This is a genomic window from Sinorhizobium fredii USDA 257 (assembly GCF_000265205.3).
Taxonomy (GTDB): Bacteria; Pseudomonadota; Alphaproteobacteria; order Rhizobiales; family Rhizobiaceae; genus Sinorhizobium; species Sinorhizobium fredii_B.
Genome location: NC_018000.1, coordinates 1,454,184 through 1,472,437, shown reverse-complemented (window position 1 = coordinate 1,472,437; position 18,254 = coordinate 1,454,184). Strand labels below are relative to the sequence as shown.

Genomic DNA, 18,254 nt, shown 5'->3' with positions numbered 1-18,254 from the left:
CAAAGTGCTGCGGCCTTTGCGCGCCTGATCAGACGCGCGGCGCTGCAGCTTCGGCGGCCGTTTTCGGCCGCCGAAGGTTTGCGCTTATGCCGCCCGGATGCGGCTTTCGTGAGACAGGACGATCTCACGAACGGATTCGAACACGATGTCGCCGATATCGGCGCGGGCGAGCGCGAAGGCGACATTGGCCTCGATGAAGCCCTGCTTCGAGCCGCAGTCGAAGGTGCGGCCTTCATAGGGATGGGCGTGGAAGGACTGGGACGCCGAAAGCGTCAGCATGCCGTCGGTCAGCTGGATTTCGTTGCCGGCACCGCGCGTCTGGTGCGCGAGAATGGAGAAGATCTCCGGCTGCAGGATATAGCGGCCGTTGAGATAATAGTTGGACGGCGCCTGGCCCGCCGGCGGCTTTTCCACCATCTCGGACACCGAGAAACCGTGGCGCACGGTTTCTCCCTTGCCGACGATACCATATTTCGACGCCTCTTCGGGTGCACACTGCTCGACCGCGACGACGTTGCCGCCGACCTCGCGATAGAGGTCCATGAGTCCGGCCATGCAGCCGCGCGCCCCGAAGGACACCATATCCGGCAGCAGCAATGCGAAGGGCTCGTCGCCGATCAGGTCGCGCGCGCACCAGACGGCGTGGCCAAGGCCGAGCGGCGCCTGCTGGCGCGTGAAGCTGACCGAGCCGGCCGCCGGCAACATGGCTTCGAGCTCGGAGATTTGCGCGTTCTTGCCCGAGCGCGACAGCGACGAGATAAGTTCGGGCGAGTCGTCGAAATGGTCCTCGATCACCTGCTTGTTGCGGCTGGTGACGAAGACGATGTGCTCGATGCCGGCCTGACGCGCCTCGTCGACCGCGTATTGGACGACGGGGCGATCGACGATCGTCAACATTTCCTTCGGCACGGCCTTTGTCGCGGGAAGGAACCTCGTTCCGTTTCCTGCGACCGGGATCACTGCTTTCCTGACGGTCCTGATGCGGTCCATTTTGTTATCCTTTGCTTGTGTGAGGATCATTGCCCAGCGGGGATCGTTCAGCCGACACCGTGATCGGGGCGGGTTGCGGCGCCCGCGCCGCCAGGCGGCGCAATCGCGCGGCGATCGGCATCCTGAGATGCCGAAGCGCAAGCGGGTCGGCGAGCGCGGTCTTCAGCGCTCCAGCCAACGATCTCAATTTCAGGTGCTCGATGAGGAGAAGAAACGAGCGCGCTTGGCGAAATCCGCGCGCACGCTTGCGCTGCATCCTTTGCGACAGCGGATCGAGCGCGTAACGGTGCAGGAACGTCTCGTCGGCCGCCATCATCGCGTCGATGTGCTCGAGCTTCAGCACCCGCGAGATCGAGCCCTCGCGGATGTGGTAGGTGTAGCCGGTCGAGGGCTCGACGGCGCAGCGCCCGCCGCAGGCAAGCGCCGATGCAAGCAGGATGTAGTCTTCGCCGATCCTCAGCGACTCGTCGAAGGAAAGGCCATGTTCGGCGAGGAAGCGGCGCTGGAACACCGGCTTCATGTAGCCGAAATTGTGTTCGGAGCGGAAAATCACATTCGACTCGATAAAGGCCGGCAGCGTCAGTTCGGGCAGCGCCTCGAGCTCGGCGTCCTCGAACATCCGGACATTGCTGCCGTCGAGCGACAGCACGTCGAGATTGTCGACGACGATCTGCGCTCCGGTCGCTTCGGCACGCGCAATCATGCGCGCCAGCCGTCCGGGGCGCACCGTGTCATCGGAATCGAGAACGGCGATCCATCGGCCGCGTGCCGCCTCGAAGCCCGCATTGCGGGCCCCGCCCGGACCGCGGTTGCGTTCGAGCGCAATGAGCCGGACTCTAGGGTCGTCGATCGCCGTGACCAGAGCGGCGGTCGCATCCGAGGAGCAATCGTCGACGACGATCACCTCGACCGCGACGCCCTCCTGGGCAAGGGCACTGGCGACGGCACGAGTGATCGTGTCGGCGGCATTGTAGGCGGCAACGACGAATGTGACGTCCGGGGTAAGCTCGTTCATAGATTCGTTGATGGGCGCGCTCATTGGGAGGTCACCTCGGCCGCTCCATATTGCTCGAGCGCCTTATGCCCGAGGAGACCGCTGATCACGCCGGCATGCAGGACGGCGCGCAGCGCATAGCGATTTCGCCGGACAGGCGAGGGCAGGCAAAGAACCGCTGCGAATGTACAAAAGGCAGCCTTCGAGGCGGCGAGCGCAAGGTTGAGGGGCTGGCCGCCGCGCGCATTTTCCGTCAGCAGCCGACCGTGGGTCTGGCCGGAGCGGAAACGGCGCTTGGCAAGCCAGGCAAGCGAGGCCCGGCTTTCCGGCACCGGCTCATATACCCAGGCATCTTCGGCAAAGGCGATCGTTCCGCCGGCTTCATGCATGCCGGTAAAGAAGTCCGTGTCCTCGCCTCCGCTCCGGCCGAGCGAAAGCTTGAAGCGGCGGCCATGGAGCGACGGAGCCTTGGGCCTGAGCAGGACGTTGCAGGTATAGCCGGTGCGGATTTCGCCCTTGACCCAGACCGGCGATGTCGAGTGGAAATCGCCACGGCGCATCCAGGCGGGGGCCGAGGGCGCGTAGTGGGCCCGGACCGGGCCGAGAACTGCGTCCGCGCCGGTCGCCTGCGCCTCTTCGAGGAGGCGCACCAGCCAGTCGCTCGAGGCGGTCTCATCGTCGTCGATGAAGGCGAGCAGGTCGCCGGTGCTGTTGTCGAGACAGGCGTTGCGGGCGATCGAGATGTTCGAGGCCGGGCAATGGAAATAGGTGATGTCGAACGGCATCTCCGGCCGCAGCTCCTCGACGAGCGCCCGGGCGCTCGGCGTGGCGTCGTTGTCGGCAATAATGACGCGGAGTGTGGCCCTTGCGGGTACGGTCATTGCCGCGAGCGATCGCAGCGTCGCGGCGAGTTCGGGCCGCCGGAACGTGCAGATGCCGATGTCGATCTGAAGGGTCGCGCTCATCCCGCCACCCGCCGCCGGACATCGAGAATCTCCCGCCAGAAGCCGGCGGACCAGGCCAGATGCATGACCATGGCCGAGATCGCCGCGAGCGGCCCGTAGGGGTTGCGCTGGCCGACCGCCATCCAGACGCCGTAGCCGAGGCATGCCGCTGCCCAGACACCGAAGGGGACGATCGCCGCCCAGTTGACGATGGCAAGAAGCGCGCCGAACGCGACGGGCGCTACGCCAAGCGGCAGCATCTGCCGGAGGCCGGGCATGGCGCGGTGCTTGAGGATATTCTTCGCCCGGCCGCGGCCATAGCCGAAATACTGCTTGAACAGCGGCACGATCCGGGTGCGCGGATAGTAGACCATGCTGGTCCTGTCGGTCATCCAGATGCGGTAGCCGGCTTTTGCCAGGCGATAGTCCAGTTCGGCATCTTCATTGTGGCTGAAGGACTCGTCATACCCCCCGACCGCCGTAAAGGCGGCAATGCGCATCAGGGCATGATGGCCGTGCTCGGCCCAGTGACCGGCAGCACCCGTGCGGTGTTTGGAGCCGCCATTGCCGAGCTTGGAATTCTGGGCGTAGGCCGTCGCTTTCTGGAAGGTGCTGAAACCTTCGGTCTGCATGGCGACGACGACCGAGTCGGCTCCGGTTGCGAGCGCGTCCTCCACGAGACGCTCGCAATAATCGTCCGGGTAGCTCGCATGCGCATCGATGCGGATCAGGTAGTCGAACCCGGACCCCAACTCGGCGACGGCCCGATTGACGGCAGCGCTCTGGATTCGCTTCGGATTGTCGAGGAACAGGACGCGCGGATCCTCTTCTGAAAGGCGGCGAGCGATCTCGCGCGTGCCGTCGGTACTGCCGCCGTCGGCGATGACGACGTTCGCATCGAGGACACCAAGCGAGGGACGCAGCTTCTCGATGAGCGCCTCGATATGCAGCGCTTCATTGAGGCAGGGTATGACGATGAGGCTTGATGTCGATGCCGGACTGTCCGCGGTCATAGCAATCCACTTTCGTTGTGACGGGCTTCCGCAAGGGCAGCGGCTGGAATGATCGTTTGCGGTGCATCGGCGGTGAGCGTCGCCAGCCGTCGAACCAGTGTCTCGCAATCCGACCGATCGAACACCCAGGTGGCCGGATGGCACCTGGCGATGCGATCGGCGGCCTCGGCAAAGTGGTCAGGCGTCATCGAGCCCAAAAGCGCAGCGAGGTTGTCGGCATTGGCCTCCTCAAGCACAAGACCGATGCCGCGCACGGCGAGAAAGCGCGCAGTCTCGGTGCCTTTCATGGCGATCGGGATGCGGGTATGACGACATCCTTCGTAGAGCCGGTTGGGCAGCAGCCAGGAGGAATTCTGGCCTTCCTCGAAGAAATCGATCGCCCAGGTGAAGTGGACGTCGCCATAGATCTCGGCGAGGTCCTCCGGATTGCGATAGGCGCCGCCAAGCCGCATGAAGGGCTCGTTTTGCACGAAGCCGTCGAAATCCCTGAATTCCGAATAGGCCGGCCTACCGCGCAGAACGACCTCGTAGCGGCCTTCCATCTTGCGGGAAAATTCGGCGAGGAGACCAAGTGACTTGCGGCAGCGCAGCGCGCCGAACCAACCGATCTTCCAAGGCGCGCCAGGCGGCGGATATTGTGCGGGGACAGCCGCCGGAAGCGTGCTCCCGTCGAGTTCAAGGACTTTGTTCTCGAGCAGCATTGGCGCCGCCTCGATGCCCGAAAGAGGGCGGAAGTAATGCTCGATGAAGGCCGGCGAACTGGTGATCAGCCAACGGGCGTCCCGCCCGAGGCGCGCTTCGGCAGCGCGCAGCGCCCGCCCGACCATATCCCTGCGCAGCATCAGCCGGTGTATGTCGAGGCACTCGTAGACGATCGGAACATCACCGCCGAAGAGCGTGACGGCGCGTTTCGCGACAGCCAGCATTTCGAGGTTGCGGGCGATGATCAGGTCAGGCTTGCGAAGATGTCCAAGCCTGCTCTTCAGCGACAGGCAGGCTGAGGCGACGGCGCCGACCCGCTGCGCGAAGCGGCCGTCCGCCGTCGTTCCGAGCTCGATCGGCTCGAGGCCGCTCACCGTCGCGAGCGGATTGCCGCTGCGGCGGAAGCCCGCCAGCGTGACATTGGCACCGCCGGCGACCAGCGTCAGCGTCCTGCGCCGCACGGCGGGGTCGGCAAGATCCTGTGCCAGGTAAAGTATCTGCAGCATGAAAACATCCGTTTCCCTGCTCAGCCCGGGCCGAGCTTAATTCAGTTTTTTGTGCAGCGCAACATGATGTTGCAGTTGCTCGCTAAATGGTCAATTGCTCAGATTGCGGTCAATCCAGTCGGCAGGCGACCGACTCGGCGAACTGGCACTCGTCGCCAGGGGCCGTGAAGGCGACCCGATCGACCTGGAGCTTGGTGGGCTCCTTGTAGGAGAAGGTGCCCATCCAATCGCTGAGCGTGTCCGTTCCCCACAGGCTGAAAAAGATTTTTTGCGCGTTGGGTGGTATCTTGGCGGGATCGTTGACTTCGTGGACCAACTCGCCGTTGATGTAGTAGCGTAGCCGGTCCTTCTCCCAGACGAAGGCATAGTCGTTGAAGCCCTGGTTGGCGCCGCCCGGCACATCGGCCAGAAACTCGTTGCCACCCTTCGCCGACACATACTGGTTGATCTGCACTTTCGCGGTATTCTTGCCGAGCACCTCGAAATCGATCTCGTCATGCGGCTTCTTGTCGGTCGGGCCGATATAGGTGAAGAAGGCCGAGTTGAGGCCCGAACCGTCGGCCGCCTTGACCCTCGCCTCGTAAGTGCCGTAGCCGAAGCGCTTGCGCGTCTGGATCTCGCCGCAGGCGAAATTGCGCTTGCCTTCCTTGCGCTCCTCGAAGCCCAGTTCGAGTATCCCGTCGACGACCTTCACCTGCTTCTTCGACCAGGTGCAGTTCTGATGGGCGCCGTTGTCCCATCCATCCGAGACGTACCAGATCTTGCTGTCCAGCTTGTCGAAGTCATCCATGAAGGAGGCACCGTTGGCACCCTCCTGCGCCGTGGCGCTGCTCACGCTGCAAGTGAGGGGAAGTGCCGTGACAAGGGCGAGGCACCACAGGCGCCCATAGTGGTCGGATTTCATTGTCTTGCTGCCTTTGCTGCGAATTCGGTCCGGGGGGATCATCAAGGCCCGAGCGAGGCTCGACTGAGGATTGTGGAGACGGCGCGCGAATGCGGCGCCCCAGAGCAGCGCAACGCGCACGAGGTCGATCTGCGTCGAGACATAAGCGCCCATACTTACGATATCGGTCACTCCTATCGGGCGGCGCTTCGCAGCGCCGTTTCAACGGAGCAAACTTAAGCTCACGGCGAATAAACTAGGGCATTTGCAAAGAGAAAATATGGCGGTGCAGCAGAAAATTGAGGGAAGCCATGCTGCACCGCACCCAAGCGGCGAAGTTTTCGACAACGAGCCCGCATCTGCATGCGGCGGCCATCCAGGATAAATCCCTGTTTCCTCGCATGTTGCGAAAAGTGTGCCCCGCAAAATTTGGGGGCAATTACGGGTTGTGCGCAGAGGCTGTGAATTTTCCTAAACGGACAAGGTTTTCCCGGTGTGGAACCGGCCTTTCGGCAACTGCCAAGGGGAAATGCGGCAAGGATGAGGCGAGGCTTTCCTGTCGGGGCTGCTGCGACACGAGATAAATCGATTCGCATTCTCGACTGCTTGTCGAACAGAAGGCCCGGCGCGTGAAGGCCTTCCTGCGGCGACGATTGCCGAGCGCGCCACGGCTCCGAGGTTAGAAAGCCCCTAAAATGTTACTGGAAATATTCCGCGCCTACGGCAATAGTGGCTGCATACTTTAGTGCTTTCAGTACCAAAGCAAGCCCGCCGCGTGATCGGCGGGTTTTTTGCGAACACGTGAAACCGTCTCGCCGGAGACGAATTTTCGACCGGCTTATTCGTCCTTGGGCCTGGCCGAGATCGTGTGGGGATTGCTCTCCCGGAGGGGCTTCTTCAGTTCGTCGAGTTCAGCCTGACGCTCTGCCGCGACGATCGGTTCTTTCGATTTAAGAGAAGGCTTCAGGATTGCTGCCAGCAGGCCTACCGGGCCCAGAACGCAACCGATCAGCAGCCACAGAAGACTGTGTCCACCCCTAACCGCAGCGACGACCGCGGTCGCGATGGCGCATAATACCCAGAACTCGACGATCATTGACTCTCACTTGCCACCTAGCGAGGAAAACCCTCGGTTTACTCTTCCGCAACGCTCCGGGATCCGTCTATTCTGGATTGCCCTCGCCACATTCCGGCTCGGAGCGATCGTGCCATTTCCTGTGCGGCGGCGTACAGCCCTCTGTCGTGGTTTTCACGATTTATTGCATGGCCGGATTCAACCAGCCAGCGGTTGACGTCTCTCCCGTCCACTCGGAAGCATGTGCCGAGATAACGACCGTGACGGTCGCGGCCGGCGAATTCGCAGCGGGTGGGGCGCGATGCCGACAGAAATGCGTCCAGAGCCAGCGACGATTCCTTGCCGCACCGATAGTCTGCTCCGGTTTCGTCGAGGCAGAACTGCCAATCTTCCGGTGCATCCACCCCGTAAAGTTGGATGCGCTCGCCTGCAATTTCAATAGTATCGCCATCAATGACGAAGGCGTTGCCGATGATCGACCCCACCCCTGCGGCATCGCCCATCGTGCTCAGCAGAACAAGGGCTATCGTAACCGGCCTCGTCGGAAACGACGGCGATACTCTTCCTGCTTGCGGGCGGGAGCGTCCTCGGGTGAGGGTCTTTGCGGTCATCCGACTGCCGACCATGCGTCCATCCAGCCCCTGTTCTGGGCATGAACTTAGCTCAGGCGGATTGCGGTTCGCATCCTTGAAAAACTAGGGGAGGCGCTCGAGACCAGTGGATATTCGCAGTAGCCGCTGAAGGGGCGTCAGCCCCTTCAGTTCCGTTCGGCAAGTCATCCCACTGGGTTTGAGATCAAAAGACGAACATGTAGAGCAGGACGATGACAATCAGGGGAACACCCATCAGCCAGAGAACAATGCCTTTCATTTCGATATCCCGGTAGTTGTTGACCATGCCGGGGTAACGCTGCGCGCAGAAAAGCGTTCCTGCTGCCCGCCGGCGCAACAGGATCGGTCGGATCGCGGCGACGCGGAGGGGTGAGAGTCGCGAGCTGCCGACCCGCGGCCTTTTCCCGCTTCCACAGTTGTGCGTTATTCCGCTCGATCCAAGGCAAGGCCGTCGAGGAGGTAGCGGACATCGCCCGTTCCGCCGAGCGCCACCGGAGCGGGCGACCGGGTACGTCGAAGGTGCTCGGTCTTGTCGCCGACGATTCCGCCGACGATAGCGGGGAGGGCGCCCGGGTGTGCCAGGGCATAGGCGAATGCACTGACGATTCCCTGATTGCGCTTGAGATCCAGGAAGTGCCGCAATTCGTAGCGGCCGCGAATGTGGCGTTCATGCCGCCGCATCGCTGCGGCGGCATTGCCGCTCAAGTGGGCCTCGGCGAGAATGGCGCGATCGGCTTCGTAGAGACGCCGCAAGTCGATCGTTCGGTGCTTGCCGCTCAAGGAATCGCCCCGCACCACCGCCGCATAACCGCAGCTATGGATGATTTTGTATCGCGCGCCGCGCGCGAGCGCTCTGGCATAGAGGTCGAAGTCCTCGCCGAGGCGCAATGTCTCATTATAGCGGAGGTCGAATTCGTCCAGGAACGAACGCCGCATCAGCGGCTTCAGGAAGCCGATTTCGCCACGCCGTACGCCGCGCCGGGATATATTGCCTTCAACAAAACCGACGAGGTCGAGAAGGCGAGGGCTGGGCGCGAAGCGGTCGATCTTCCGCTCTGCGCCGGTCGCCTGTCCAGCATCGATGAAAGCAATGTTGTCGGCTACGAAATCCCAGTCGTCCTGCGCAAGCAATTGGCGCATCCGCCCCGGGAAGAAGAAGTCGTCCGCATCCAGGACGCCGAGAAGCGGAGATTTCGAGACAGCGATCGCGTGGTTGCGGGCTGCGGCCGGCCCGCGGTTCTCTTCGAAGCGGACGACATTCAAACGTCCGCTGCCGTCGGCTGAGGCGCGAGCGACGGCTGCGGTATCATCGGCCGAGCCGTCGTCGATAACGACGACTTCGGCGACCTCCGGTTCGGCGAGCGCAGAGACGATGGCCCTGGCGATCGTGTCGGCGGCGTTCTTGGCGGCAATGATAATGCAGACATTCGTCGGCGCGGCTGCGGTCATATAAGGGCCTCCAGCAAGTCATCGGATGCGTCTTGTTGCGCGGGTCCTGCCGCATGGTTTCCTTCGATGGGAGCCGATCTGAGGAAAAAACATGCAGCGATTCAATGTGCCCCAGCGACCTTGTGCGCCTGGAAGAACGCATTGTGCCGGAGCGGGCACGTGGGAACATGCATCGCGATCATGTCGCAAACGCGTCAAAGGGCAAGAATTTTTCGCAGGTGCGAAATGGGCCGAGAGATCCTGGGTCAGGAATTGAAGTGGGGCGGTCGGTTCAGCCGGCGCAGAGAAATCTTGCTCGCCTGCTTTTCGTCATTCATTGAATCTGCCGGTAGTTTGCCGAGGTGTAACTTTCGGCGCTCGCGCGCCTCTCTCCACACCAGGAAAAGCACGGCGAGAAAATATCCGACCTGTATCAGAACGGCACAAAGCAGCGTCTGGATGGCCGTGGAGGCGAGCGACCCGGTAAGGAAATAGGTTGCGATGGCAAACGCCGCCAACGCGCCGAACATGCTCAAGACGAAGCGTGGTGCAAACATTGCCTACCCCGCTTTCTGGTTTTCTGATGGAACCGTCATCGCACTCCCGCCCTCGCTCCTGTTCTCACTATATTAGCGGTCGCTTGTCTCTTCAACCTGCAAAATGCAACTTTGTGGCTACAGCTCCTAACCGGAAAAGCTTTCCGTCATCTTTAGGTAGACGGAGCAATTCGAATGGGTCTGAGGGTTAACGATACAATCAACGATATGTTCGACAGATTTAGGGGATTATTTTTCCGCGAAATCCGAGGGTCAAGATGACTCGCTCCCGCGGCCCCTAAATTCACAGGGGAAAATGCGAACGCGTTCTGATTGTTGCGATTTTTGTCTTTGTCAGTGCCATTTTTCCCGATCAACTTTTGTTACAGGCGACCGGGCGGATGGTGGAGAATATGTGCGGTGCAATAAATTGATGCAATGCAACAAAAGCGAGGAATTTGGGGCTTGTCTAATCGTACCCATAGATAGTCGCCGTCGTCGTGAGTGAAAAATTGATGCGTCAAATACAATACTTTAGGTATCGCAAATAATGGACGTGCGCCGATGTTTGAATGTGGTGATGCCACGCCAATCTATCTTAGGCGTGTTCTCCAATCCGTATACTTAAGAATTGGTAATAGTGTCACAGCGGCACAGCCGCCAAGACGCCTTGCGGCACTGCGCATGGGTGCTGCCATCATTCCGCCTTCAAAAAACAAATTCTCACCATACACTCGCGCTAGATGACGCCCCGTCCCTCGGGACCGACAATCGCCAACGTAAATGGAGTCACCTCTATGAAGTCCGCGACTCGCTCGGCCAGTACGGCTTTTTTATTCCCCAGGAGACCGGTGCGATCCGGCCGATCGGCGGGATATCCAAGCGAAGCTTCGACATTCTTACCGCCATTCTGGCACTCATCGCCCTCAGTCCGCTTTTCCTGCTTATCATGGCGCTGGTGAAGCTCTCGGATGGCGGCAGCATTTTCTACGGCCATCGCCGAATCGGCCATAACGGCCAGACCTTCAAGTGCCTCAAGTTCCGCACGATGATGGAAAATGGCGATCGGGTTCTGCAGGAGTTCTTCAAGTCGAACCCTGCCGCCTACGAAGAATGGCGCGCGACCCGCAAGCTGCAAGACGATCCGCGTGTCACCGTCGTCGGAAGCGTACTGCGCAAGCTCAGCCTCGATGAACTGCCCCAGCTCCTCAACATCATTCGTGGTGAGATGAGCATCGTCGGCCCGCGTCCAGTGGTCGAAGATGAGCTGGAGCTCTACGATTCGGCGGCGGAATTCTATCTGCGCTCGCGTCCTGGCCTGACCGGCCTTTGGCAGATCAGCGGCCGCAACGATGTGTCCTACGCCACCCGGGTGGCCTTCGATACGCATTATGTCCAGAACTGGTCGCTCCTCGCCGACCTTGTCATCGTCTTCAAAACTATCCCCGCCGTCTGCCTCTCCCGCGGCAGCTACTGAAACCTTGACGCCCGCTCGCGGTTGAGCACGACGTCAAGCAACGGGTAATCCATATGCAATTGATCAGAGTTCCTGGGGCGCCTGCCGGCTCCCGCAAGCTTTTCCATTTCGCCCGCCTCGCACTCTGCGCGGCGCTTTTCCTGTCCGGTGCGGCCATGGCCCGGGCGGACGACTATAGGCTAGGCGTCATGGACAAATTGCGGATCCGCGTTGCCGAATGGCAGACCGCCGAGGGGGCGGTCCGGGATTGGTCGGCTGTCAGTGGTGAATACACGGTCGGCGCCTCGGGCAACGTGTCGCTGCCTTTCGTCGGCGATCTGCAGGCTTCGGGCCGGACGACGACGGAGGTTGCGGAAGATATCGGCATCAAGATGCAGAAGCTCTTCGGGCTTCGCGACCGGCCGACCGCCTCGGTCGAGATGGCACAGTACCGCCCGGTCTATCTTTACGGAGAGGTCGAAACTCCGGGCGAGTATCCTTACGCTCCCAATCTGACGGTCCTCAAGGCGATCAGCCTTGGCGGCGGGTTGCGTCGGGCCGAGAGCGGCCAGCGCTTTGCCCGCGACTATATTGCTGCGAATGGCGATTCCTCCGTCCAGGTCTCTGAGCGCAACCGGCTGCTCATCCGTCGAGCCCGCCTTCAGGCGGAAATCGCCAATCAAGACAAGATCACGCTGCCGGAGGAGCTCAAGAACGTTCCCGCGGTGGACAAGCTGCTCGAAAGCGAGACGGCGCTGATGGTATCGCGCGACAAGCGGCAGGAACGCCAGCTCGCCGCCCTGGCGGATCTCAAGTCCCTGCTGCAGAGCGAGATCGATTCGCTGGCAAAGAAGTCCGAAACGCAACAGCGCCAGTTCGAGCTCGCGACGGAGGACCTGGAGAAGGTCGACAGCCTTGCCGAGAAGGGCCTGGCCCTGAGCCAGCGCAAGCTCTCCCTCGAACAGCGGGTTGCGGACGTGCAGTCGCAGCTTCTCGACATCGATACGACCTCGCTCAAGGCCAAGCAGGACATCAGCAAGGCGACACAGGACGAATCCAATCTGCGCAATGACTGGGATGCGCAACTCGCCCAGGAACTGCAGAACACCGAGGCCGAGCTCGACACGCTCACGCTGAAGCTCGGCACCAGCCGGGACCTGATGACCGAGGCGCTTATGCAATCGGCCGAGGCGGCGCAGCTGGATGAGCAGGCTGAGAACATCACCTATTCGATCATCCGCGAACAGGACGGAAAGTCGACGGAGATCGCGGCGACCGAGACCACGCCGGTGCTTCCCGGTGACGTGATCAAGGTCAATGCCGCAGTTGCGATGCGGTGAGTGCATGAGGATCCGGAAGGCGAGCCTCATAGATCCTGACGCGAACGGGCTTTACGGCACCGCGGCCGTTGCCCTTTCGCTGTTCGTCTTCGCCTACTCGACCCGGTTCGGGCCGGTTTCCGTCCTTCTCTATTACGGACTGTGGCTGCCGCTCGTTCTCGTCGATTACCGGAGAGTGCTGGGCAATTACGGCAAGTGTCTCTGGATATTCGCCTTTGTGATCCTTGCCTGCCTTTCGATGTTCTGGTCGGCCGCGCCCGGCGTGACACTGCGCACCGGAATCCAGTATTTGAGCCAAATTGTCTGCGCGCTCATTGCCATGCGGGTGATCGACATCCGCACGCTTTGCCGCGGTGCCATTGCGGGCGTCGCCATCGTGCTCGTCTACTCGCTGCTTTTCGGCGTCTACCACTACGACCCGCTCGACGGCACGTTCAGCTTCGTCGGCGCATTCGCTTCCAAGAACCAGTTGGGCTTCTATGCCTCGCTCGGCATCTATTTCGCCTTCATGGCTATCTTCGTCCTGGGCGAACGAGGCGTTTGGCGGACGGCCGCGGCGGGCGCGGGAGCAATCGCCGCCTATTCGCTGCTTGCCTCGCAATCGGCCACGTCGGTGCTGACGACGGTCGTGATCCTTGGGCTCTGCGTCGGCATGCGGGCGATCACCGCGCTCAGGCCCGCGAGCCGAAAAGGTCTCTTCGTCGGCCTGGCGGCGTTCGGCAGCATTGCCGCCGTGGCACTGATCTATGCCGGTGCCACCGATCTCGTCCTTGGCGCATTCGGCAAGGATTCGACGCTCACCGGACGCACCTATCTGTGGCAGCAAGGTATCGAAGCGGCACAGGCTTCCCCTATCTTCGGCATCGGCTATCAGGCCTATTGGGTGCAGGGATTTTCCGAAGCGGAGCGCCTGTGGGAAGAGTTCTACATCACTGCGCGCTCCGGCTTCCACTTCCACAACACCTATATTGAGGCCGCCGTCGAAACGGGATTGGTTGGGCTCCTTCTGCTCACCATGTTGCTGCTCACGGCGGTGTTCGGGCAATTGAACCGCCTGCTGTCCGAAGATCGTGATGCGGAAGCCATGGTGCTGTTCGGCATCGCGATGCTGCTTTTCATTCGCTCCTTTGTCGAGATCGACGTGATGAACCCGTACCATGTCGGGTCGTTCCTGCTGTATTTCACTGCAGGGAAATTGACGATCGCACGCCGCCGACAGGCGGTGGCCTGGCTTTGGCCAGGCGACGGGCATGCGGCGGCCTATCGGCCGCGGCTCAGCATGTGATATCACGGTCAGAGGGGGCGATGGGAACGATCCGGGCGATCCAGTATCTTCGGGCGGCGGCAGCGCTCGCGGTCGTGATCTTTCATGCCGCAGAGAAGACCGGCCACCATTTTGCAATCGGTGCGGCCGGCGTTGACGTCTTCTTCGTCATTAGTGGCTTCATCATGTGGGTCATCAGCGATCGACGGCCTGCGACCCCGGCGAAATTCATGTGGGAGCGCATCCGCCGCATCGTCCCCGTCTACTGGTTTGCGACAGCCGTCATGGTTGCCGGCGCGCTGGCAGGGCTTTTTCCCAACATGGTGCTGACCGTCGACCATGTCCTGGCGTCGTTGTTCTTCATCCCGACCCGTTCGCCGAGCAGCGGCGAGATCTGGCCCGTGCTCGTGCAGGGCTGGACGCTGAATTTCGAGATGCTTTTCTATGGCGTGTTCGCCGTCTCTCTGCTGCTGCCGCGCCAATGGCGCCTGCCGGCCATAGCCGGTCTGTTCGTGGCGCTGGCGGCGATCGGACTGCTTGTGCCCGTCGAGAATGCCCTGTGGCTGACGTACACGCGGCCGATCATCCTCGAATTCGTCGCCGGCATGATCCTCGGCGAGTTCTGGCTGAGACGGAGGGTTCCGCGGCCCGCGATCGGTTCTTTTTTGATCGCCTGCTCGCTTGGCGGCTTCGCACTGATCGGATCCCTTCATCTTCCCTTCGATGAACGGACGACCGGGCCGCTGGGGGTCCTGCTGGTTCTAGGAGCGCTGTCGATCGAGGCAACCGGCCGGGTGCCGATGCTGAACCTGCCGAGCCTGCTCGGCAACGCTTCCTATTCGATCTATCTGTGGCACAGCTTCGCGATCTCGGTCGTCGCCAAGGCAGCGAACATGCTCGGCATCCACCCGGCAATTTCGATGTCCCTCGGGATCGTGGCGGGGACGCTTCTCGGTATCGCGGCCTATTTGTTTCTCGAGCGCCCGCTGCTTCAGCGAGGGCGGACGCCGCCTCCAGCAGTCGCTGTCGCCGGGCCTGCTGCCGAATAGATCCGGATTTTGGTCGGGTCGATCAAAATCCGGATCCATTCCAAGAAGTTAGAGCGGGATGCGGGCGGAAAACCGCACACACTTTTCCTCATCCCGCTTTAGGCCCGGCGAGTCGGAGCTCAACCGTTTCGGCGCGAATGCCAGTTCCAGGCCGACGCGGTGATTGCCGCCAGGTCGTATTGCGGCTCCCAGCCGAGCACTTGTCGGGCCTTGTCGTTGTTGGCGACGAGCGTCGTCGAGTCGCCCTCGCGGCGTCCGACATAGTCAACTTCGAACGGTCGCTTGGAGACCTTTTCGATGGCCGCGAGCAATTCTTTCACGGTCGTCCCCGTGCCGGTGCCGAGATTGAGTTCGACGCTGTCGCCTCCCTCGAGCAGGTAGTCGACGGCGCGCACATGCGCATCGGCGAGGTCGAGGACGTGGATATAGTCGCGCACGCAGGTACCGTCGCGCGTCTCATAGTCCGTTCCGAAGACCTTGAAGCCTTCGCGTCGCCCGAGCGCCGCGTCGATCGCCAGCGGGATCGCGTGGGTCTCCGGCTCATGCCATTCGCCGATGCGGCCCTCGAAATCGGCGCCGGCAGCGTTGAAATAGCGCAGGATCACCGACCGCAGGCCCTTGTAGAGGCCGTAGTCCTTGAGCGCCTGCTCGCAGACCCACTTGGTCCGACCATAGGGATTGATCGGAGCCTGCTTGTGCGTTTCGTCCATAGGTACGCTGTCGGGCAGGCCATAGGTGGCGCAGGTGGACGAGAAGACGAAAGCTTCGATGCCGGCGGCAAGCGTTGCCGACAGCAGGGTCAGCGTTCCGATGACGTTGTTGTCGTAGAAGGCGACCGGATCCTTGACCGATTCGCCGACCTCGATCATGGCGGCAAAATGCAGGACGGCGCGTGGCTGATGGCGGGCCAGCACATCGTCGAGGCGCCGCCGATCACGGATATCGCCTTTCTCCAGCACGCCCCACCGGACGAATTCCTCGTGTCCGTTGGAAAGGTTGTCGAAAACGACGGGGGTATAGCCCTTCTCGGCCAGTCGGAGGCAGGTGTGGGAGCCGATATAGCCGGCACCGCCGACGACGAGGATGTTGTTGTTCTGCACTGGGCAACCTCAGGGAATGACTTCAGAAAATGGAATGGAACGGCATTAGGCTTCGCAACCAATAGCGGCGATTTTCCAACACAGTGTGAAAGTTCTGCAAAAGATGGCGCTTCAGACAACGCCGAACGGTGGTTCGCTTCGGGATCGCATCGGCGAAGGCGCCGCAACTGTGGCAGACATGCAGCACTTTGCCGTGGCATCGCGACGAATGCAATATTGACGCTTGGCACGGAAGACGACTTCAACTATAAGCGGTCCTCCAGCAATCAGAACAGGGAGGTTACGATGACAGGCTATTGCTTCTCCCTACGGGGCGGTCCACGATCCTGACCTCGTGAACGGAAGCGCCTGCGCTTCCTGATTGCATGACGGATCCCAGACCGTCCGGCCCCTCCTTTTTCGGAGACGGCGCCGTTCCATCAATGTCGCACGCGCATTCTTCCCGGGCGGCATCCCTTGCTGATCAGATGTTGAGGCCGGTGCGTTGCCACCGGGCAAGTCATATGGCGTTTACTCGTTTTGCGGCGCGTGATCGCGCCTTCCGCAATGTTTTCCGTTTTTCCTGGGCGCACTGGAAGAAGCAGCCGGTGCGGCTTGCAGGCATTCTCGGCGTCGTGCTGCTGTCCACGCTGGCCGATGTGCTGACGCCGCTCTATTCCGGTCGGCTGGTCGATGCGGTGGTATCCGGTGCGGCCACCGACGCGATCGCCTGGAATGCCGCGGTCTCGGCTTTCCTGATCCTGCTGGTCCTGTCGCTCGGCGCCATCGTCCTGAGACATGTCGCCTTCATGAGCATCGTGCGCCTCACGCTCGTGATGATGTCCGACATCGCCGCCGGCGCCTTCCATCACATTCAGCGGCTTTCCAGCGACTGGCATGCCAACAGCTTCGCCGGTTCGACCGTGCGCAAGGTCACGCGCGGCATGTGGGCGCTGGACCTCTTCAATGATACGCTGCTCGTCGCCCTGTTCCCCTCGATCGTCATGCTCATCGGCTCGACGGCGTTGATGACCTGGCACTGGCCAATCATGGGCGCGATCGTCGGACTTGGCTCCGTCCTCTTCATCGCGGTTACGCTGTCGCTCTCGCTCGGCTATGTCGCGCCGATGGCAAGCCTTGCCAATAGTTGGGACACGCGTCTTGGCGGCGCGCTCGCCGACGCGGTGAGCTGCAACGTCGTCGTCAAGGGCTTCGGGGCGGAGAAACGCGAGGACGCCCGACTCGCCCGGGTGCTGCGCAAGTGGGAAAACCGGACCGACCGCACCTGGTCGCGCGCGACACTCAATGGTACGGCGCAAGGCGCGATGCTCCTCGTCCTGCGCGCCGCGATCTTCGGTCTTGCGCTGATGCTCTGGGCCGAGGGCAAGGTCAGCGCCGGCGACATCACCTTCGTGCTCACCGCCTTCTTCATCCTGCAGGGCTATCTGCGCGAGGTGGGCATGCACATCCGCAACCTGCAGCGTTCGGTGAACGACATGGAGGAGCTTGTTGCCATCCACGCCCAGCCGCTTGGGATCGAAGACCGCGCCGCTGCCCGGCCGATCCAGATCACCGACGGCAAGATCGAGTTCCGAAATGTGACCTTCCACTACGGAGCCCATCGGTCGCCCCTCTATGACGGGTTTTCGGTCATGATCCGCCCCGGCGAGCGGGTCGGCCTTGTCGGCCATTCCGGCTCGGGCAAGACGACGTTCGTCAAGCTGATCCAGCGGCTCCACGACGTGAAGTCGGGCGAGATCCGCATCGACGGGCAGGATATTGCCGGCGTCACGCAGGCCTCGCTGCGCCAGCAGATCGCCATCGTCCAGCAGGAGCCGGTGCTGTTTCACCGCTCGCTCGCCGAGAACATCGCCTATGGGCGCCCCGGCGCGACGCAGCACGAGGTCGAGGAGGCCGCACGTCTTGCGAGCGCGCACGATTTCATTACGGCCCTGCCGAAGAGCTATGCGACACTGGTGGGCGAACGCGGCGTCAAGCTTTCCGGCGGCGAGCGTCAGCGCGTCGCCATCGCCCGGGCTTTCCTGGCGGATGCGCCGATCCTGATCCTCGACGAGGCGACGTCGAGCCTCGATTCGGAATCCGAGGTACTGATCCAGAGGGCTATGGAACGGCTGATGACCGGCCGCACGACGCTGGTGATCGCGCATCGGCTGTCGACCGTGCGGGCACTCGACCGCCTGCTGGTCTTCGATCGGGGCCGCATCGCGGAGGAGGGCGATCACGACACGCTCATCCGCCTCAAGGGCGGCATCTACCGGAGCCTCTTCGAAAGGCAGGCACTGGAACTGACCAAAGGGCTCGTGCTCAGCGACGGCTGAGTGAGGCTCGTCGCAACCGCACCGCCGGCCGGGTAAGAGGAATTT

The 18,254-nt window shown here is 61.9% G+C and carries 16 protein-coding genes and 1 pseudogene; 5 read left to right on the top strand and 12 right to left on the bottom strand.

Translation table 11 applies throughout. The annotated features are described in order from the left end of the window. Positions 1-84: 84 nt before the first annotated feature. The 11 genes from USDA257_RS06770 to USDA257_RS06720 form a co-directional block, all read right to left on the bottom strand. The gene (locus USDA257_RS06770) at positions 85-990 is read right to left on the bottom strand and encodes a UTP--glucose-1-phosphate uridylyltransferase (protein ID WP_014762164.1); all 906 of its coding nucleotides are present in this window, start codon (positions 988-990) and stop codon (positions 85-87) included. Between the two features lie 4 nt (positions 991-994). Beyond that, the gene (locus USDA257_RS06765) at positions 995-2,029 is read right to left on the bottom strand and encodes a glycosyltransferase family 2 protein (protein ID WP_014762163.1); all 1,035 of its coding nucleotides are present in this window, start codon (positions 2,027-2,029) and stop codon (positions 995-997) included. Then, positions 2,026-2,949 (bottom strand): glycosyltransferase, encoded by a 924-nt coding sequence (locus USDA257_RS06760; protein WP_014762162.1) that lies wholly within the window; start codon positions 2,947-2,949, stop codon positions 2,026-2,028. Before USDA257_RS06760 ends, USDA257_RS06765 begins: the two co-directional genes overlap by 4 nt. Beyond that, the gene (locus USDA257_RS06755) at positions 2,946-3,941 is read right to left on the bottom strand and encodes a glycosyltransferase family 2 protein (RefSeq protein WP_014762161.1); all 996 of its coding nucleotides are present in this window, start codon (positions 3,939-3,941) and stop codon (positions 2,946-2,948) included. The genes USDA257_RS06760 and USDA257_RS06755 overlap by 4 nt, the downstream gene beginning before the upstream one ends. Beyond that, a complete protein-coding gene (locus tag USDA257_RS06750) occupies positions 3,938-5,149 on the bottom strand; it encodes a glycosyl transferase family 1 (protein WP_014762160.1) in 1,212 nt (403 codons plus the stop codon). Before USDA257_RS06750 ends, USDA257_RS06755 begins: the two co-directional genes overlap by 4 nt. A gap of 109 nt (positions 5,150-5,258) precedes the next feature. Then, entirely contained in the window at positions 5,259-6,053 is a 795-nt protein-coding gene (locus tag USDA257_RS06745; RefSeq protein ID WP_041415000.1) for an endo-1,3-1,4-beta-glycanase ExoK, read from the bottom strand. Between the two features lie 817 nt (positions 6,054-6,870). Continuing rightward, a complete protein-coding gene (locus USDA257_RS06740; protein WP_014762157.1) occupies positions 6,871-7,128 on the bottom strand; it encodes a hypothetical protein in 258 nt (85 codons plus the stop codon). Positions 7,129-7,166: 38 nt separating this feature from the next. Continuing rightward, on the bottom strand, positions 7,167-7,610 hold the full coding sequence (locus USDA257_RS06735) for a thermonuclease family protein (RefSeq protein WP_223843398.1): 444 nt from the start codon (positions 7,608-7,610) through the stop codon (positions 7,167-7,169). Between the two features lie 292 nt (positions 7,611-7,902). Then, positions 7,903-8,055 (bottom strand): hypothetical protein, encoded by a 153-nt coding sequence (locus tag USDA257_RS36900; RefSeq protein WP_153297023.1) that lies wholly within the window; start codon positions 8,053-8,055, stop codon positions 7,903-7,905. Between the two features lie 86 nt (positions 8,056-8,141). Continuing rightward, the gene (locus USDA257_RS06725; RefSeq protein ID WP_014762154.1) at positions 8,142-9,167 is read right to left on the bottom strand and encodes a glycosyltransferase family 2 protein; all 1,026 of its coding nucleotides are present in this window, start codon (positions 9,165-9,167) and stop codon (positions 8,142-8,144) included. A 245-nt stretch (positions 9,168-9,412) separates the two neighbouring features. Further along, entirely contained in the window at positions 9,413-9,703 is a 291-nt protein-coding gene (locus USDA257_RS06720) for an exopolysaccharide production repressor protein (protein ID WP_014762153.1), read from the bottom strand. A 776-nt stretch (positions 9,704-10,479) separates the two neighbouring features. Between USDA257_RS06720 and exoY the strand changes: the two are divergent. The 4 genes and pseudogenes from exoY (at position 10,480) to USDA257_RS06700 (ending at position 14,791) form a co-directional block, all read left to right on the top strand. Further along, positions 10,480-11,159: pseudogene (exoY, locus tag USDA257_RS06715) on the top strand (exopolysaccharide production protein ExoY). Positions 11,160-11,212: 53 nt separating this feature from the next. Continuing rightward, entirely contained in the window at positions 11,213-12,478 is a 1,266-nt protein-coding gene (locus USDA257_RS06710) for a polysaccharide biosynthesis/export family protein (protein ID WP_014762151.1), read from the top strand. Positions 12,479-12,482: 4 nt separating this feature from the next. After that, positions 12,483-13,763, top strand: coding sequence for an O-antigen ligase family protein (locus tag USDA257_RS06705; RefSeq protein ID WP_014762150.1), 1,281 nt, complete (start codon positions 12,483-12,485; stop codon positions 13,761-13,763). A 20-nt stretch (positions 13,764-13,783) separates the two neighbouring features. Then, positions 13,784-14,791 carry an acyltransferase family protein gene (locus USDA257_RS06700; protein ID WP_014762149.1) on the top strand — a complete coding sequence of 336 codons (1,008 nt, stop codon included), beginning with the start codon at positions 13,784-13,786 and terminating at the stop codon, positions 14,789-14,791. Between the two features lie 119 nt (positions 14,792-14,910). On the opposite strand, the gene galE is transcribed toward USDA257_RS06700, so the two are convergent. Further along, the gene (gene galE, locus USDA257_RS06695) at positions 14,911-15,891 is read right to left on the bottom strand and encodes a UDP-glucose 4-epimerase GalE (RefSeq protein ID WP_014762148.1); all 981 of its coding nucleotides are present in this window, start codon (positions 15,889-15,891) and stop codon (positions 14,911-14,913) included. Between the two features lie 503 nt (positions 15,892-16,394). On the opposite strand from galE, the gene USDA257_RS06690 reads away from it, so the two are divergent. Next, positions 16,395-18,209: an ABC transporter ATP-binding protein gene (locus USDA257_RS06690; protein ID WP_041413965.1), complete on the top strand. Its 1,815-nt coding sequence runs from the start codon at positions 16,395-16,397 to the stop codon at positions 18,207-18,209. Positions 18,210-18,254: the final 45 nt, after the last annotated feature.

What these genes read in the sequence shown, in the direction of transcription:
- USDA257_RS06745 (WP_041415000.1), bottom strand. Translation starts at nt 6,053, where the DNA reads ATGAAATCCGACCACTATGGGCGCCTGTGGTGCCTCGCCCTTGTCACG.
- USDA257_RS06705 (WP_014762150.1), top strand. Translation starts at nt 12,483, where the DNA reads ATGAGGATCCGGAAGGCGAGCCTCATAGATCCTGACGCGAACGGGCTT.
- USDA257_RS06760 (WP_014762162.1), bottom strand. Translation starts at nt 2,949, where the DNA reads ATGAGCGCGACCCTTCAGATCGACATCGGCATCTGCACGTTCCGGCGG.
- USDA257_RS06720 (WP_014762153.1), bottom strand. Translation starts at nt 9,703, where the DNA reads ATGTTTGCACCACGCTTCGTCTTGAGCATGTTCGGCGCGTTGGCGGCG.
- USDA257_RS06710 (WP_014762151.1), top strand. Translation starts at nt 11,213, where the DNA reads ATGCAATTGATCAGAGTTCCTGGGGCGCCTGCCGGCTCCCGCAAGCTT.
- USDA257_RS06725 (WP_014762154.1), bottom strand. Translation starts at nt 9,167, where the DNA reads ATGACCGCAGCCGCGCCGACGAATGTCTGCATTATCATTGCCGCCAAG.
- USDA257_RS06755 (WP_014762161.1), bottom strand. Translation starts at nt 3,941, where the DNA reads ATGACCGCGGACAGTCCGGCATCGACATCAAGCCTCATCGTCATACCC.
- USDA257_RS06740 (WP_014762157.1), bottom strand. Translation starts at nt 7,128, where the DNA reads ATGATCGTCGAGTTCTGGGTATTATGCGCCATCGCGACCGCGGTCGTC.
- USDA257_RS06690 (WP_041413965.1), top strand. Translation starts at nt 16,395, where the DNA reads ATGGCGTTTACTCGTTTTGCGGCGCGTGATCGCGCCTTCCGCAATGTT.
- USDA257_RS06700 (WP_014762149.1), top strand. Translation starts at nt 13,784, where the DNA reads ATGGGAACGATCCGGGCGATCCAGTATCTTCGGGCGGCGGCAGCGCTC.
- USDA257_RS06735 (WP_223843398.1), bottom strand. Translation starts at nt 7,610, where the DNA reads ATGGGCGATGCCGCAGGGGTGGGGTCGATCATCGGCAACGCCTTCGTC.
- USDA257_RS06765 (WP_014762163.1), bottom strand. Translation starts at nt 2,029, where the DNA reads ATGAGCGCGCCCATCAACGAATCTATGAACGAGCTTACCCCGGACGTC.
- USDA257_RS06770 (WP_014762164.1), bottom strand. Translation starts at nt 990, where the DNA reads ATGGACCGCATCAGGACCGTCAGGAAAGCAGTGATCCCGGTCGCAGGA.
- USDA257_RS06750 (WP_014762160.1), bottom strand. Translation starts at nt 5,149, where the DNA reads ATGCTGCAGATACTTTACCTGGCACAGGATCTTGCCGACCCCGCCGTG.